The sequence below is a fragment of the Candidatus Seribacter sulfatis genome, from assembly GCF_964187635.1.
GTDB classification, from domain to species: Bacteria; Verrucomicrobiota; Verrucomicrobiia; order Opitutales; family Seribacteraceae; genus Seribacter; species Seribacter sulfatis.
This window is the reverse complement of sequence record NZ_CAXLMO010000108.1, coordinates 1-14732: the sequence shown is the minus strand read 5'-3', so window position 1 is coordinate 14732 and position 14732 is coordinate 1. Positions and strand designations below refer to the sequence as shown.

16 protein-coding genes are annotated in these 14732 nt (G+C 37.7%); 12 read left to right on the top strand and 4 right to left on the bottom strand.

Annotated features, from left to right (window positions below; translation table 11 throughout):
* The 4 genes from ACKPQ5_RS10045 to ACKPQ5_RS10030 form a co-directional block, all read right to left on the bottom strand.
* The coding region (locus ACKPQ5_RS10045) for a chromate transporter (RefSeq protein WP_407678974.1) at positions 1-312 on the bottom strand (312 nt) is incomplete at its 3' end.
* Entirely contained in the window at positions 309-947 is a 639-nt protein-coding gene (locus ACKPQ5_RS10040; protein WP_407678973.1) for an aquaporin, read from the bottom strand. The genes ACKPQ5_RS10040 and ACKPQ5_RS10045, both read right to left, overlap by 4 nt.
* Positions 948-960: 13 nt before the next feature.
* Positions 961-1407 carry an arsenate reductase ArsC gene (locus tag ACKPQ5_RS10035; RefSeq protein WP_407678972.1) on the bottom strand — a complete coding sequence of 149 codons (447 nt, stop codon included), beginning with the start codon at positions 1405-1407 and terminating at the stop codon, positions 961-963.
* Between the two features lie 16 nt (positions 1408-1423).
* The gene (locus ACKPQ5_RS10030; RefSeq protein ID WP_407678971.1) at positions 1424-1801 is read right to left on the bottom strand and encodes an ArsR/SmtB family transcription factor; all 378 of its coding nucleotides are present in this window, start codon (positions 1799-1801) and stop codon (positions 1424-1426) included.
* Between the two features lie 199 nt (positions 1802-2000).
* On the opposite strand from ACKPQ5_RS10030, the gene ACKPQ5_RS10025 reads away from it, so the two are divergent.
* The 12 genes from ACKPQ5_RS10025 to ACKPQ5_RS09970 all read left to right on the top strand — a co-directional run.
* Positions 2001-3125: a porin gene (locus tag ACKPQ5_RS10025; RefSeq protein ID WP_407678970.1), complete on the top strand. Its 1125-nt coding sequence runs from the start codon at positions 2001-2003 to the stop codon at positions 3123-3125.
* Between the two features lie 44 nt (positions 3126-3169).
* A complete protein-coding gene (locus ACKPQ5_RS10020; protein ID WP_407678969.1) occupies positions 3170-3988 on the top strand; it encodes a phosphate ABC transporter substrate-binding protein in 819 nt (272 codons plus the stop codon).
* Positions 3989-4103: 115 nt separating this feature from the next.
* Positions 4104-5306, top strand: a complete 1203-nt coding sequence (locus tag ACKPQ5_RS10015) for a glycosyltransferase family 4 protein (protein WP_407678968.1) — start codon at positions 4104-4106, stop codon at positions 5304-5306.
* Positions 5303-6163, top strand: a complete 861-nt coding sequence (locus ACKPQ5_RS10010) for a UDP-2,3-diacylglucosamine diphosphatase (RefSeq protein WP_407678967.1) — start codon at positions 5303-5305, stop codon at positions 6161-6163. The genes ACKPQ5_RS10015 and ACKPQ5_RS10010 overlap by 4 nt, the downstream gene beginning before the upstream one ends.
* A 259-nt stretch (positions 6164-6422) precedes the next feature.
* Entirely contained in the window at positions 6423-7136 is a 714-nt protein-coding gene (locus tag ACKPQ5_RS10005) for a response regulator (RefSeq protein WP_407678966.1), read from the top strand.
* A gap of 34 nt (positions 7137-7170) precedes the next feature.
* Complete coding sequence (locus ACKPQ5_RS10000; protein WP_407678965.1) at positions 7171-8448, top strand: PAS domain-containing sensor histidine kinase; 1278 nt, start codon at positions 7171-7173, stop codon at positions 8446-8448.
* 169 nt (positions 8449-8617) lie between these two features.
* Positions 8618-10264 carry a phosphate ABC transporter permease subunit PstC gene (gene pstC / locus ACKPQ5_RS09995; RefSeq protein WP_407678964.1) on the top strand — a complete coding sequence of 549 codons (1647 nt, stop codon included), beginning with the start codon at positions 8618-8620 and terminating at the stop codon, positions 10262-10264.
* A 4-nt stretch (positions 10265-10268) separates the two neighbouring features.
* Positions 10269-11942, top strand: a complete 1674-nt coding sequence (gene pstA / locus ACKPQ5_RS09990) for a phosphate ABC transporter permease PstA (RefSeq protein WP_407678963.1) — start codon at positions 10269-10271, stop codon at positions 11940-11942.
* A 19-nt stretch (positions 11943-11961) separates the two neighbouring features.
* On the top strand, positions 11962-12777 hold the full coding sequence (pstB, locus tag ACKPQ5_RS09985) for a phosphate ABC transporter ATP-binding protein PstB (RefSeq protein WP_407678962.1): 816 nt from the start codon (positions 11962-11964) through the stop codon (positions 12775-12777).
* 32 nt (positions 12778-12809) lie between these two features.
* Positions 12810-13487 (top strand): phosphate signaling complex protein PhoU, encoded by a 678-nt coding sequence (phoU, locus tag ACKPQ5_RS09980; RefSeq protein WP_407678961.1) that lies wholly within the window; start codon positions 12810-12812, stop codon positions 13485-13487.
* 91 nt (positions 13488-13578) lie between these two features.
* Positions 13579-14277, top strand: a complete 699-nt coding sequence (locus tag ACKPQ5_RS09975) for a response regulator (RefSeq protein WP_407678960.1) — start codon at positions 13579-13581, stop codon at positions 14275-14277.
* A 145-nt stretch (positions 14278-14422) separates the two neighbouring features.
* Positions 14423-14732 (top strand): histidine kinase dimerization/phospho-acceptor domain-containing protein (locus tag ACKPQ5_RS09970; RefSeq protein ID WP_407678959.1); only part of this gene is annotated, 310 nt, incomplete at its 3' end.

Below are 14732 nucleotides of genomic sequence, written 5' to 3'. Positions count from 1 at the left end.
GCAAAGAGCAGGCATGGCCCAGATCAGAAGGGTAAGGATGGCAAGTGACCGTCCACCTCTCTCCAATCCAATTGCAGTAATTACCTGAGTACTTGTGGGACCGGGCAAAAAACTACAGAGTGCCATCCATTCGAGAAGTGCTTTCTCGGTTATGTAGTTTTTCTTTTGCACCAGGCGGTCAAGAAAAACTCCCAAGTGAGCTTCGGGTCCGCCAAAAGCTACCAAAGAACAAAGGAAAGTATCCTTCAAAAATTGAAATTGAGAAAAAGCTTTGGGAATCGGTTTTTCTAAATCATCTTTTTGTGTAGTCACTCAGGTTTTTTAAAAAAAGAATTATAAACGAAAAGAGCAAGGAGTGCCCCAATGAGTTGAGCTACGCAAAAGTGAAGAATATCGCCAGGTGATATACCCGCAAAAGTGTTTGAGAAGGATCGACCAATTGTGCCAGCCGGGTTAGCAAATGAGGTGGAGGATGTAAACCAGTAAGCCCCTCCAATGTATGCAGCTACGGTTGCCGCGACTTTTTCTTTGGAAGAAAGTAGGATTACCAGTAGTAAGCCGAAGGTTGCGGCTATTTCACTTACGAACAAATTGGTGCCTGATCGTGCTTTTTCAGAAAACTGAAGAGGGTCTAAATCGAAAAGATAGTTGGCTAAGATTACACCAAGTATAGCTCCGGCAATTTGAAGAATGCTAAAAACAAAAAATGTGTTTGTGCTAATCTCGCCACGCAATCGCATCACCAGAGAAACTATTGGGTTGAAATGCGAACTGTGATCTCCCAGGCAAGTGATCAAAAAATAAAGAGCAAAAACGGTTGCAAATGTATTTGCTAAAAGAGTAACCGCATCATTTTGATTCAGGTTTTGGCCCATAATTCCCGAACCTACCACAGCCCAAAATAAAAAAGCCGTTCCAAGAAATTCAGCTAAATATTTCGATTTCATAAAATTTAATAAGTTAGAGATTTAAAGATTCGGGCAGGGATTCCACATAAGCCCGGATTTCGTCTCTTACCTGTCTGTAACAGGTAAGCTGTTCCTCTTCCGAAGCTCCCTTATCGGCTAATTCCTTAGCCATTTTCGGAGGATCTGGAAACCCTGAATGAACAACTTGGCAATTGGTGGGGAAAATCGGACAGGTCTCATGAGCATGCCCGCATACGGTAACTACCACATCCAATGCAGTGTCCGCAAAGTCACGAATGTTTTCCGATTTTTGACCGGTTACATCGACTCCAACCTCTGCCATTACTTTAACCATATGAGGGTTAAGTCCATGCGTTTCGATCCCAGCAGAAAAGGCTTCTATTTGATCATTTTTCAGATGACGAGTCCATCCCTCGGCCATTTGGCTTCGGCAGGAATTCCCGGTGCATAAGTAGAGGATTTTTAATTTTTTCTTCATTAGTAATATAAATTAATTAGCAGCAAAGAGCCGCCTCTTTTCGTTGTCTTTCTCGAATTGTGTTTGGCGAACAATTTGTCACATTATTTAAATCTTTTAATTCATTCTGCAGGTTTACGTCTAAATCAATCTGATGTTTTGCCCAGCTTAAGAGTTTTCGGGTGTTCGGATTGGTTTTCTGGATTTTGTAAAAGACCCATCTACCATCTTTTCGGTTAATAATTAACTCAGCTCGCATTAGAATGCTTAGGTGTTTTGATGCCGTTGCTCCGCTTACAGCAAGCCATTCGTTTATTTGGCATGCACATAATTCCTTGTGTGTGAATAACGCAGCAATAATCCGAATCCGATTTCGGTCAGCCAGTGCTTTACACATTTCATCAGCAGTAATCATGACGCCATCATTTAGACGTTTAGCTAAATGTCAAAATTTTAATAAGACAACATTTTGTGCAATACTGAAAATAATTTTCGTTACATAAAAGTTACATTTAACCATAAAAATCGGCGCATGTGTTTAGTAAAGTGTGTGCGTTGTCCAAGTTGTGGGCACTTAATCACAAACACAAACAAACACATATAATACACCAAAAATGAAAACTATTAGTTATACAATTTGTGCCATTATGGCGGCAGGCTTTGCCCTATCAGGCAATGCTGAAGTTAAACCAAAAAGCAAGAAGGTAACGGAATTAAAATATTCTGGCAGAATTCAAGCACAGTGGGACGGAGTCGGATCGGATGATACATCCTCTAAGGAAGATAGAAATCACTTCTACTTTAGAAGACTCTTTTTAGGAGGTCATGCAAAGTTAGGCGATAACTGGGGTGGGGATATCGTTATGGATTTTGGTGCATCCCCAAATAAGGATAATACAGTATTTATTGACGGAGCTTCTGTATGGTATCAATTTGATGATTCTTTCCGGTTGGACATAGGGCAAATTAAAGTTCCTTTTGGGATGGAAGAAACAACATCCTCATCCAAGCTAAAAGCAATTGAAAGATCTGCAGTTAATCGTCAATTCGCAGAGAGTCTTAAGTTCAACGCTCGACACACTGGTCTTTTTGTAAAAGGTAGTCTTGATGGTGGATTTTCATACAACCTAGCAGTCGTTAATTCCGGTCAAAATCACAACTCCAAAGATAGTAATCTTAAAGATGGATTATATGGATATAATAACAATGAACTCTCTTACTATGGAAGGCTTGCTTATGCAAATTACGATAGTGATTTAAGGCATTCCTTCGGTGTTTCGGCTGGCCTTATGGAAACAGATGAGACTTTGGCCAATGAATTAACTGCATATAACATTTACGGCAGTATTGGTTCTGGACCAATTAGTCTTGATGTAGAGTACATGAAGGGAACTGCTGATATCACTGCAGGTGACGAAGAGCATGAAGGTTATTCAGCACAAATTTCATATGCATTAAATAATGCACCAGTAGGGGCTTGGGAGTTCCTATATCGATATTCAACTGTTGAAGGTACGCCAACTGGAAGCAGTTTAATTAGTGCCAAAGAAATTGTACGCCGTGCAAACATTGTTAATTCAACTGTTGACGAACTTAACCAGCATTATTTTGGCGTAAATTACCTATTCGATGGCCATGATGCAAAGCTAATGGTTGGTTACGAGATGAATGAACTTAATGAAGGTACAGCATCAGCAGATGCCGACGGATTTCGCGCAAGAGTACAAATTCTTTTCTAAAATAAATTAACCTACACTAAATTAATTATTATAAAATTATTACAATGAACTATTCTAAAAAACTATTGGTTAGTATGACCGCAATAGGTATGACTTTGTCAGCAATTGCACAAGATAAATTGGTTATTAAAGGGTCAGATACTTTAGGTGCTAAAATGATACCTAAAATTGCAGAAGCGTATGAAAATAAAAACCCTGGATCAAAATTTGAAATTGCAGCTGAAGGTTCATCCACCGGTATTGCCGCCATTATTGATGGTACCGCTCACATAGGTATGTCTAGCCGCGAATTGAAAGGTAAGGAAAAAGCTGCTGCAGGTGGTAATGGCGTTCGTTTGGTGAAAACAGTTGTGGCAAACGATGCTGTTGCTGTAATTGTAAACGAATCTAATCCATTGTCCAAGTTATCACTTAAAGATGTTGAACGCATTTTTACCGGTGATATTACAAGTTGGAGTGCTGTAGGTGGAAAGAGTGGTGGAATTTCTGCCTACACTCGGAATACATCCTCTGGTACATATGCCTTTTTCCAGAAATTTGCGTTAGCAGGTAGAGATTATGGGTCTGCCACTCAAAAAATGGCTGGAAATGAGCAAATTGCAACCGAAGTCTCTAAGAACCCCAATGGAATCGGTTATGTTGGTTTGGCCTATGTTGGTGCGGCAGGAATTAAGGTAATTGCTGTTGATGGTATTTTGCCTTCGGCGAAATCAGCAAATGATGGTTCATATACATTAGCACGTGGTTTAAATTGCTTTACTAATGGATCGCCAACTGGGGCAGCAAAAAAGTTTCTTGATTTTGCTCTAACAGCACCGGGTCAAAAAATAGTCGAAAGCACTGGTTTTGTTCCGGTTAAATAAATTTCGCTTTAGTTTGTTTTAAAATAGACCGTCTCTAAGGAGGCGGTCTTTTTTTTAGCTAAAATGTTACTCTATAAAGGATGAATTGGTTCTGTTTGCCTTTAGCTTATTATCTATGACTCAAAACTTAAACAGGCCCATAAAAATAAGTCTTTTAACGGAAACTTTTCCTCCTGAAGTAAATGGTGTAGCTTTTACTCTCGCACACTTCGCCAGAGGTTTGTCCTCTTTAGGCTCAGATGTCGAAGTATTATGTCCTAAACGAACATCAAAAGGAGATGATACAGAACTATGGACTGAAATTGATTTACCGTCCCGTCAAATACCCAATTACCCGCAGTTAAGATTTGGGCTGCCTTGTGGTAGTTTACTTTATCAGAATTGGCAAGACAAGCGACCAGATATCATTTACTTAGCAACTGAGGGTCCAGCTGGATTTTCTGCTCTGCGTGTTGCCAAAAAACTTAATATTCCAGTAGTGTCTGGGTTTCATACCAATTTTGATCTTTATCTTAAACATTATGGAATTTCTATATTTAAACCAGTTATTGATGGTTATTTAAAATGGTTTCATAACAGAACAGTAGGAACATTTGTTCCTACTGATTGGATGTTTTCCGAACTTCAAAATAAGGGATATGAAAATTTATTTAAATTAAGCAGAGGAGTGGATCGTCAACTTTTTTCACCACAGAAGCGTTCCGATTGTCTCAGGAAATCATGGAATGTCGGTGAACTAGATCGTGTCTTATTGTGTGTTTCAAGGGCCGCTGTTGAAAAAAATCTAGAGTTAGCATGCTCATTATTTGATCAAATGATTCAGCAAGGAAAAGTAAAAGCCGGTATTATCGTAGGAGATGGACCTGAGCGCATCAAATTAGAAAAAAGATATCCCAGTATCAGATTCACTGGCTGTTTGAGCAAACTCGATTTAGCTATGCATTATGCATCTTCTGATTTATTTGTTTTTCCCAGTGAAACTGAAACTTTTGGTAATGTAGTAACTGAAGCATTAAGTTCCGGATTACCTGTGCTTGGCTACGACTACGCAGCAGCTTCAGAATATGTTACTAGCGAAAAAAACGGATATCTTTCACCACTCGGAGATGTTAGTTCGTTAACTGAGAACCTAAATATTGCATTGAATGGGTCTGGCCTATTCCTTGCGAAAATGAGCAGAAATGCACGTGCCTCAACGGAAATTGCTAATTGGCAAAATATTATTGCCAACTTTTATGAAAATTTAACAGGCTTCTTAAATGGAAGATTAAATTCTATTAAAGTCCATCAAACGGTATCGAACTGTCGAATGATATGAAAAAAGTATCAAAAACAAAGTTGGAATATAAAACGGTATTTTTATCAGACACTCATTTGGGTATGAATGATACTGGTATCAAAAAACTAAATCACTTCCTTGCCCACATTCGCTGCAAGACTTTAGTATTAAATGGTGATTTTATAGATGGTTGGGCATTAAAAAGGTCTGGTGGATGGAAAAAAGAGCATACACGATGTATTCGATTAATCTTAAAGATGGTCGAGAAAACAAAAACGAAGGTGATTTATATAAGGGGAAATCACGATGATTTTATCAAAAGCATCATTCCATTGGGTTTTGATCGAATAAAAATTTGCGAGCATTTCATTTTCCGAACAAAAGAACGAAAATATCTTGTTGTTCATGGAGACTGTTTTGACAGTTTCTCTACAAAGCATAAATGGATAGCAAAGGTTGGATCCGTTGGGTACGACAATCTAATGAGGTTTAATCGTATTTATAATCGTTTTAGAAAATTACAGGGTAAAAAGCCCTTTTCTCTAAGTGCATGGGCTAAAAAGAAGGTCAAAAGTGCAGTTAATCATGTTTATCGTTACGAAGAGAGCTTAGCTGAAATGGCGAGGAGGTTTCATTGCCAAGGTATGATCTGTGGTCACATACATGTTCCTTCAGACCGGATAATTGGAGAAATCCGTTATTTAAATAGTGGGGACTGGGTAGAAACAAACTCCTGTATTATTGAAAATAAAGACGGCCAATTAGAAGTTCTGTATTATAGGGAATTTTTAAAACAACTACGTGCAAAACAAGCAGTAACAAAAATTAACTCTATCTTTTTAGCAAATGGTTTAACGGAACCAGTTAATGAAAATTTGCTTAGAGTAACGGTTTAAAGTTTCTTTATTACCCAAAAAAAACTGCAACCTATCTTAGGTTGCAGTTTTTATTAAACATTTAAACTGTAACAAACAAAGTTCTATGAAAGAACATAGATAAAGTTAGCACTTTTGATTGTAATTTTATCACTCGAAATGCAACAAATCTGCAAAATTCAGCAAACTGATTTTATAACAAGAATTTTCGATGGTTGGCGCAGAAATGTTACAATTTAAGTCTATGATTGTTTTCTTAATCCAAACCCTCAGCAATTATATGAATGATTCATCTACTTTTATACCCGCTAAGCAATCAGTCCTTATTATTGATGATGAGCCAGATATTTGCGAACTAATCGAATTCCAATTACAAAAGGAAGGATTTGAAACCAGCTCCCTTTCGAATCCTTTGGAAGCAATCGGTTATGCACGTGATCTTCAACCTGACTTAATTATTCTTGATGTCATGATGCCTGAGTTGGACGGTTTGCACCTTTGTAGTATGTTTAAAGTCGACTCTCAACTCAAGGATGTGCCAATTTTATTTTTAACAGCTAGAAGTGATGCGGATGAAAGAATAAAAGGATTCGAAAGAGGTGCTGATGATTATTTAACTAAGCCTTTTGATAACCGGGAACTTGTAGCAAGAAGTAAGGCAATCCTCTCACGGACCTTGAAAAAAAAGCTTACTCTTGCAGGCAAATTAAGAGGTGGTGGAATTATTTTAGACCCTGAAAGCCATGAGGTTTTTATTGAAGACAAGCTGGTTGATTTGACTCATACCGAGTTTCGATTGCTCCATCTTATGATGGAGCGAATTGGGCGGGTTCAGAGTCGCGAAAATTTGCTAGTTAATGTGTGGAATTACGACACAGATATTGAAACCCGAACGGTTGATAATCATGTTGGTCGCCTGCGCGGAAAACTTGGAGAAAAGGGGGATATGATTAAGACTGTGCGTGGTGTTGGATACAAATTGATTGTCGAATAATAAACTACAGGAATTAATTCGATTACATTCTTCAATGCTTTGGCTTTTAATTTTAATCTTAACTCTTGTAGCTGGCTATTTTGGGTTACAGGTTAAACATACGAATCGTATAATTCGTCAAGTTCTTGGTTCTATAAAAGAGGGGAATTCATTGATTTTAGAAAAACCTTTTCTGCTAGGGGATAACTTTCCGCTGAGGTTATGCCAAAATATTTTAGAAGAAAACGCAGAGAAAATGGAAAGGCTGGTGGAAGAAAGCAATCGCAGGACTCATACATTTAATGAGATCTTGGGTGGAATGCTTGACGGGGCGATGATTCTAGACGGCAACCATTTGGTAACTTTTTCGAATTCCGTGGCTTTACAAAATTTTTCGCCTGATGGACCAATGAAAGGAAGAAGGATTGAAGCATTTATTGATGCTTTTGAAGTTTTGGAATTATTAGACAAACTAAGTAGGGGGAAAAAGCCTAGTAAGGCTGAGTTTAGTTATGAAAGAAGAGGTAAGATAACAGTATATGAAATTACATGTGGCCTTCTTTCTCCAGTCAGGTCCTCTCAAAATGAAGTATATCTATTACTATTGAGGGATATAACAGAAATTAAACGGACCGAACGATTGAGGAAGGATTTTGTGGCAAATGCTTCACATGAATTACGGACCCCTGTTACAATGATAAAAGGATTTTCAGAAACATTGATTGAAGAGCCTGAAATTTCTCATAATCAATCTAGATCCTTTATAAGTAAGATTCATAAAAATGCATTGAGGTTAAAAGCATTAGTTGATGACCTTTTAAGTATTTCTGAATTAGAGGGTAGTGAACAGGCAATTAATCCGACCAATAATAAACTTAGTGATGTCATTCGAGGAATTGATTTATATTTACAAGATAAACCATATGTTGATTCCGAAAAGCTTGTGTTTTCATTAGAGGAAGAAAGAGAGGCATTTCCATTTGACGCTATTAAAATTGCCATGGCTATCGGCAACTTGATTGATAATGCATTTAAGTATGCGGGTAATTTTTCTGCGGTTAAGATATCAACTCAACTGTCTGATGATAGAAATTTTATAACCTGTTCGGTATATGATGATGGAAACGGAATTCCTGCCAATGATTTAGATAGAATTTTTGAACGCTTTTATGTGGTGGATAAAGGAAGATCCCGAGAAAAAGGCGGAACTGGGCTTGGTCTGAGTATAGTGAAAAGAATAATTGAAGCACATGGTGGTAATGTTCGCGTGAAAAGCAAACTTGGAGAGGGAACTATTTTTTCTTTCGAATTACCAAGAATAGCTAAAGTTTAGACGACCTTTGTTACTTGTTACATAATTGGCGCAATTCTTTAACATAATGATCAAAGCTTTTTGATATGATATTCAAATATAAATGAGCTTACTTTACTTATTCAAATTTCCCGCAAAAAATTTGGCATTAAATGCTCTTTCGTAAGTCACTAATAATTTCATATCCTTCATGATCTCTTCCTTTAAGAAAGACCGTTTAATCAGAGTTTTTTTTGCTAGTAATGCAGTTACATCGATAATTATTCTTGGATTGATAACACTTTTTCTTTTCAAGGAGGGAATTGAATTTTTTGGTCAGTACCGACATGAATTAGAGAGATACCGAAAGTCAGGTATGGAATATGCCTCAGTTATTACAGCACAGCATGACGATTTAACTATTCTTTACCGGTATTTGGAAAATATTCTTTCTAAGGAAACCGAAGCATTGGAATCTCTTAATGGTGGCGGACTGAATGAGACAAACAATAATGACGGAACAAAAGCCCTTTTAGCATTAAGTAGAAAATTTCAGAATACCAAAGAACATCTATTAAATTATGAGAAACAAGTAGTTAAATGGGCTGCAGAGACAAAATTATTTTTATTAACGCAAAGTGATCTACTGGAGATTAAAAGAGAGGCAATTAATGATTCATTAGCAGAAGAAGATTTTCCGGAAACTATCGATCAACTTAGTAACAGAAAGTCATTCACGCATAAAGAGCTAGCAAGGTGGCAAAATTATTTCATACGTAATAATCGTGAAGATTTAGCAAAACGTATAAATCCATTTGTTGGGACGGAAGCAGGAACAGCAAAGGAGGGTGAAATTAATAACCTAACTCAGTTTATAAAAAAATCCTCGCTCAACGAATATCCTGCTGTCTTGGAAAAGCAAAAGAACGAGTTTTCTTCAATATTTACAGAATTTAAGCCTTCTTTTATTCTTCCAGAATCAAGAAAAGACTTTGCTAATGCTAGCAAAGCATTAGATGAATATTTAGACAAAACTTCACTTTACAAAGAGCGTTTGAGTGCATGGGATCCTCAAAAGCCTTATCCATTGAGTCGGGCTTTTACTGGTTTTCTTTTCGGTAAAGATTGGGTCACCAACAGTGCTCGTCATGATTGGTTTGGTATTCTGCCTCTATTTTCTGGATCCTTGCTTGTGAGTATGATTGCTCTGTCACTGGCTATTCCATTTGGAGTGGGTTCAGCAATCTATGTTAACCAAGTAGCTTCGGTTCGAGAACAATCTGTAATTAAACCATGTATAGAATTTATCTCTGCTATTCCTTCAGTATTAATTGGTTTTTTTGGAATTGCTGTATTGGGCGGCATGGTAAGTTTAATTGCTGATGAGCGCTTAAATTCTCTTACCGCTGGATTTCTTCTTGCATTAATGACAGTGCCAACTGTATTTACGCTTGCAGAAGATGCCTTGAATAATGTGCCTAGAGCATTGCGCGATGCGTCTTTGTCGTTGGGAGCAACTCGTTGGCAAACTTGTGCACGAGTTATTTTCCCTTCTGCAATTACCGGCATAATTTCAGCAGTTTTGCTTGGATTTGGAAGGGTAATAGGGGAGACAATGGTTGTTCTATTATGCGCAGGTAACAGGATCGCAATACCTGATTTTACTACTGGATTTGGGGTGTTTGCACAACCTGTCCATACGATGACAGGTATTATTGCTCAAGAAATGGGCGAAGTGGAATTCGGCAGTATTCATTACCGGGCACTTTTTATGGTCGGCATAGCTTTATTTTTGATCGCTTTATTGGTTAACTTTTTATCACAGGCTATTGCTGGTCGATACAAAACAAGTTACTGAACTTATGAGTGATCATAAAAATAAGGAAGTAAATCCTTTCAGTCCCAAATTATCTCGAGAAAAAGTACAGGAAAACTTGATGTTTGGCTTGTTCAGGGGGATGACCTACTTCGTTTTGTTCTGTGCAGCCTTTTTGTTTTGGGATATTTTGTCAAAGGGAGCGAATAAGATATTTGAGGGCGATGGATTGATAAATTGGGAATTTCTTACTGAACACCCTCAAACTCTTCATGTAATTGGTGAAGGTGATGAGGAAATCAAATTAAGTTCCAGTAATTATTACAAATTAAAAGACGAAAAAATTCTTGCAAAATGGAATCTTTTTGCGAAAAGCCCAGGATTTACCTCGAATCTATCAGATTTAGATAATGAAATGATTGAACTGCAAAAGGAATGGACAGAAAAAAGTTTGCAGTTTACTAATGCAGAATTTTTGAAAAAAGAGCGTGATAACATATCTAACAAATTTGCCTTTTGGAGTGATTTGTTGACAGACATTAATGCTTCTGCACGGGACTTTGAGGTTGAACCACAAGAGATTCCAGGTCTGGTTAGCGAATTTATCCTTGGTCATTTTGAGAAAGAAAGAAGCAGATTACCATTGGTTGAAACAAAAATAATTCTTTTTCGTGCTCAGCAATATTCTAATATTGAAGAACCAAGCCTTAATACGCTTAAGGAAATTGAAAAGGCATATAATGCTTTTCTCATGAAAATTCCTGAGACTTACAACCAGGCAATTAAGGATTTTGGAAATGAAGTGTCATTAACCTATGAAGATTTTACTCTTTTAAGGGGGCCAAAGGAATTCGGACGCTTTGCTGAAGCCTTGGTTGCTTATGAAACGATCCGTCGTGCATTTTTAGATATTGAAACTAAAAATTGGAATTCCATAAAAGAGTTAATCATTCCATTCAAGCAGGCAATGTCGGTTTCTTTACCTTCGCGTGATTATGCTTATTCTGGTGGCGGCATTTTTCCAGCAATTATTGGTACATTGTTATTGGTTTTAGGTGCGATGACTATTGCGATAATTTTAGGTGTATTTTGTGCAATTTTTCTGGCTGAATATGGAAAACCCGGAAAATTTCTTTCGTTAATTCGTCTAGCTATATTAAATTTGGCGGGTGTGCCCTCTATTATATATGGACTATTCGGGTTCGGACTGTTCGTGATTTTCCTAGATTGGAATGTATCCTTGTTGGCAGGTTGGTTTACATTGGCATTTATGGTTTTACCAATTGTAATAACCGCTAGTGAGGAATCCTTACGTTCTATTCCGCAGGGTTTTCGTGAAGGATCTTTGGCCTTGGGTGCAACTAAATGGATTATGATTAAAACGAGCGTACTTCCATTTGCAATGCCAGGGATTCTTACTTCATCTATCTTAGGGGTGGCACGAGCGGCGGGGGAAACTGCTCCGATAATGTTTACTGCTGCCTACGCTAAACGCTCTGAACTACCTTGGGAGGGTTTAGAACATTGGACCGATTTCTTTTTTCAGGGAGTTATGGCTCTTCCTTATCATATCTATGTTGTCAGTGCAAAAATTCCTCAAAATGAATATACTTCTGATATGCAGTATGGTACTGCGTTTGTATTCCTATTCCTCGTTATAGGAGTGGCTAGTTTATCTATGTTATTACGCAACAGACTCCGAAAAAAATATCGATGGTAATTTAAATTTTTTATAAATCATGCACAATGTAACCGACACTTCCCCAAACACATCAATTGACTCGACTGTTTTGGACAATGAGCCATCTATTCGTATTCGTGACCTGGATTTTCTATACGGCGAAAACCAAGTTCTACATAATGTTGATTTAGATATTTTCCCTAAAGAGATTATGGCCTTCATCGGTCCTTCTGGGTGCGGTAAAAGTACTCTTTTACGCTGTCTTAACCGAATGAATGATCTAGTCGATGGTGCTCGTATTGGGAACGGAACGATTGAAATTCAGGGAATTGATTTGCATGATAAATCTGTCGATGTGATCGAGTTAAGAAAAAAAGTTGGGATGGTATTTCAAAAATCTAATCCTTTCCCAAAATCAATCTATCAAAATGTTGCTTATGGGTTGCAGATTCAGGGTATTAAATCCAAGCGCGTCATTGATGAAAAAGTTGAGGAGTCTTTAAGAAAATCTGCACTTTGGGATGAAGTAAAGGATAGATTGAATGAGAATGCCTATGGCTTATCAGGCGGACAACAACAGCGTCTCTGTATTGCACGAACTTTAGCAGTGGAGCCAGAAATAATCTTAATGGATGAGCCTTGTTCAGCCCTTGATCCAGTCGCAACAGGTCGGGTAGAGGAACTCATACTTGGACTTAAGGAAGAATATACCATCGTGGTAGTCACTCACAACATGCAGCAAGCTGGTAGAATATCTGACCGCACAGCGTTTTTCTACCTAGGTAAATTGATTGAATGCGATCAAACAAAGAAAATTTTTCTTAATCCGAATAAACAACAGACTGAAGATTATATATCTGGAAAATTTGGATAAAATTATTACAAAAAATTTAAACTCATTTGATCATGACAACTTTTTTCGAACATAATCTTGAAAATGTAAAATCAAAGCTCCTTCTCATGGGTCAGCTTGCTAATGAATCGGTGAAGGGAGCGGTTCAGGCTTTGGTTGAGGGAGATTCTGTTCTAGCAAAAGCTGTACGGGCAAAAGATGAAGAAATTGATGATTTAGAAAATGAACTTAGTGGATCCGTAACTACATACTTGTCGACCCATGCGCCAGTTGCTGCCGATCTCAGGCTTCTTGTAGCAACTATGAAAATAAGCCATGAGATTGAGCGCATAGGTGATGAAGCCAAAGCAATTGCTAAACGCTCCTGTAAAACTACAATGCACGAATTTCATGGGATTCCACAAATGGCTAACATTGCTCATGATATGATTCGAGATGCACTTTCAATATTTGTTGAATTTGATGAAGATAAGGCAAAGTCCATTTGGACAACAGATTTGGAAGTTGATCAACTTCACAAAGATAACAATAAGTTTTGTCAAACTTTGGTAGAAAAAGATCCCACTGTGGCTTCATCGGTTTTTGAAGTCTTATTTATTTCTAAATCCCTGGAACGCGTTTGTGACCATGCGGTAAATATATCCAAGGAAATTTTCTTTATGGCTACAAGTCGGGATGTAAGGCATGCACCTGAATATAAAAAAGCTGCATTGAGGAGGGACCTAAAATAATTCATTATTGAATTAGTTTATGCTTTAAAAAGCGGGAGAGGAAATCAAACTTGCTATTTTCGGGGTGCTGAATGATATAGGCATCTCATTCATGAGCTCCCGAATTCGTATTTTTGTTGTCGACGACGAACAAGATTTAACTGATCTTTTGCATTACCAACTTGGTAAAGAAGGTTTCAAAGTAAAATTTTCTAATAATCCGTACGAAGCGCTTGGGAATGCTCGCGATTTCAATCCTGACCTTATTATTTTGGATGTCATGATGCCTGACTTAAATGGATTTCAGCTTTTGCGGATGATACGTGCTGACAATTTGCTTCAAAAGACTCCCGTAATTATGCTAACCGCGAAAACAGATGTAGAGCATAGAATAAAAGGTTTGGAGCAAGGAGCTGACGATTATCTTGGAAAACCGTTTGATTCACAAGAGCTTGTTCTTCGCATTCGTTCAATTTTAAAAAGAACAGCCGAGCAAGTGGATGACGATCAAGGCCGAATTATGTTTGGAAACCTTCTTCTGGATGAGGAGGATCATAGTATTTCAATTTCTGGAAACAAAGTGGATTTCACGCTCACTGAGTTTAAACTTTTACATTATTTTCTTAAAAGGAGGGGACGTGTCCAGACTCGTGATAATCTGCTTTTGGGCGTTTGGAAATTTGATGCAGATGTTGAGACCAGAACAGTTGATGTACATATTCGAAGGGTACGAAAGAAAATTCAGAATGCAGGAATTGAAATTGAAACAATTCGAGGAGTCGGTTATCGGCTCGTAGAAGATTTGAATTAATTTATGCACCTTCCTCCTTGGTTATGCGTTTTACTAATTACAGGATTTCTTTTTGGTGTATTTGCGGCGGTTAAGAACTTTAAATCTAAGAGTAAAAAACTTTGGCCTGAGAATAAACCTCAGAAAAGAGAAGCGAAAGACCAGGATGAGCAAACCCGAAGAGATTTTGTTACGTACCCCGGTATCGATTATTAAGGGGTTTGCTGACTCTCTCCAGGAAGATTATGAAATCCTCAGCGAAAACAAGCGTAAAAGTTTTTTATCCAAAATTCAAAAAAATGCAGAGCGGCTCAATTCTCTTGTCGAGGATCTACTTGTCCTCGCTAAATTGGAGAAGCCCAAAACTACATTATCCAAGGAACCATTCGATCTTTGTGAACTTGTCAGAGAGATCGAAGAAGAATTTCTGCAGAGAAAAGAATCTTCTCTTCCAAAACTGATCTTACTTTGTCCTG

Bases quoted from the DNA above. Each gene is read 5' to 3' on its own strand.
- ACKPQ5_RS10040 (WP_407678973.1), bottom strand. From the start codon at position 947: ATGAAATCGAAATATTTAGCTGAATTTCTTGGAACGGCTTTTTTATTT.
- ACKPQ5_RS10035 (WP_407678972.1), bottom strand. From the start codon at position 1,407: ATGAAGAAAAAATTAAAAATCCTCTACTTATGCACCGGGAATTCCTGC.
- ACKPQ5_RS10030 (WP_407678971.1), bottom strand. From the start codon at position 1,801: ATGATTACTGCTGATGAAATGTGTAAAGCACTGGCTGACCGAAATCGG.
- ACKPQ5_RS10025 (WP_407678970.1), top strand. From the start codon at position 2,001: ATGAAAACTATTAGTTATACAATTTGTGCCATTATGGCGGCAGGCTTT.
- ACKPQ5_RS10020 (WP_407678969.1), top strand. From the start codon at position 3,170: ATGAACTATTCTAAAAAACTATTGGTTAGTATGACCGCAATAGGTATG.
- ACKPQ5_RS10015 (WP_407678968.1), top strand. From the start codon at position 4,104: ATGACTCAAAACTTAAACAGGCCCATAAAAATAAGTCTTTTAACGGAA.
- ACKPQ5_RS10010 (WP_407678967.1), top strand. From the start codon at position 5,303: ATGAAAAAAGTATCAAAAACAAAGTTGGAATATAAAACGGTATTTTTA.
- ACKPQ5_RS10005 (WP_407678966.1), top strand. From the start codon at position 6,423: ATGAATGATTCATCTACTTTTATACCCGCTAAGCAATCAGTCCTTATT.
- ACKPQ5_RS10000 (WP_407678965.1), top strand. From the start codon at position 7,171: ATGCTTTGGCTTTTAATTTTAATCTTAACTCTTGTAGCTGGCTATTTT.
- pstC (WP_407678964.1), top strand. From the start codon at position 8,618: ATGATCTCTTCCTTTAAGAAAGACCGTTTAATCAGAGTTTTTTTTGCT.
- pstA (WP_407678963.1), top strand. From the start codon at position 10,269: ATGAGTGATCATAAAAATAAGGAAGTAAATCCTTTCAGTCCCAAATTA.
- pstB (WP_407678962.1), top strand. From the start codon at position 11,962: ATGCACAATGTAACCGACACTTCCCCAAACACATCAATTGACTCGACT.
- phoU (WP_407678961.1), top strand. From the start codon at position 12,810: ATGACAACTTTTTTCGAACATAATCTTGAAAATGTAAAATCAAAGCTC.
- ACKPQ5_RS09975 (WP_407678960.1), top strand. From the start codon at position 13,579: ATGAGCTCCCGAATTCGTATTTTTGTTGTCGACGACGAACAAGATTTA.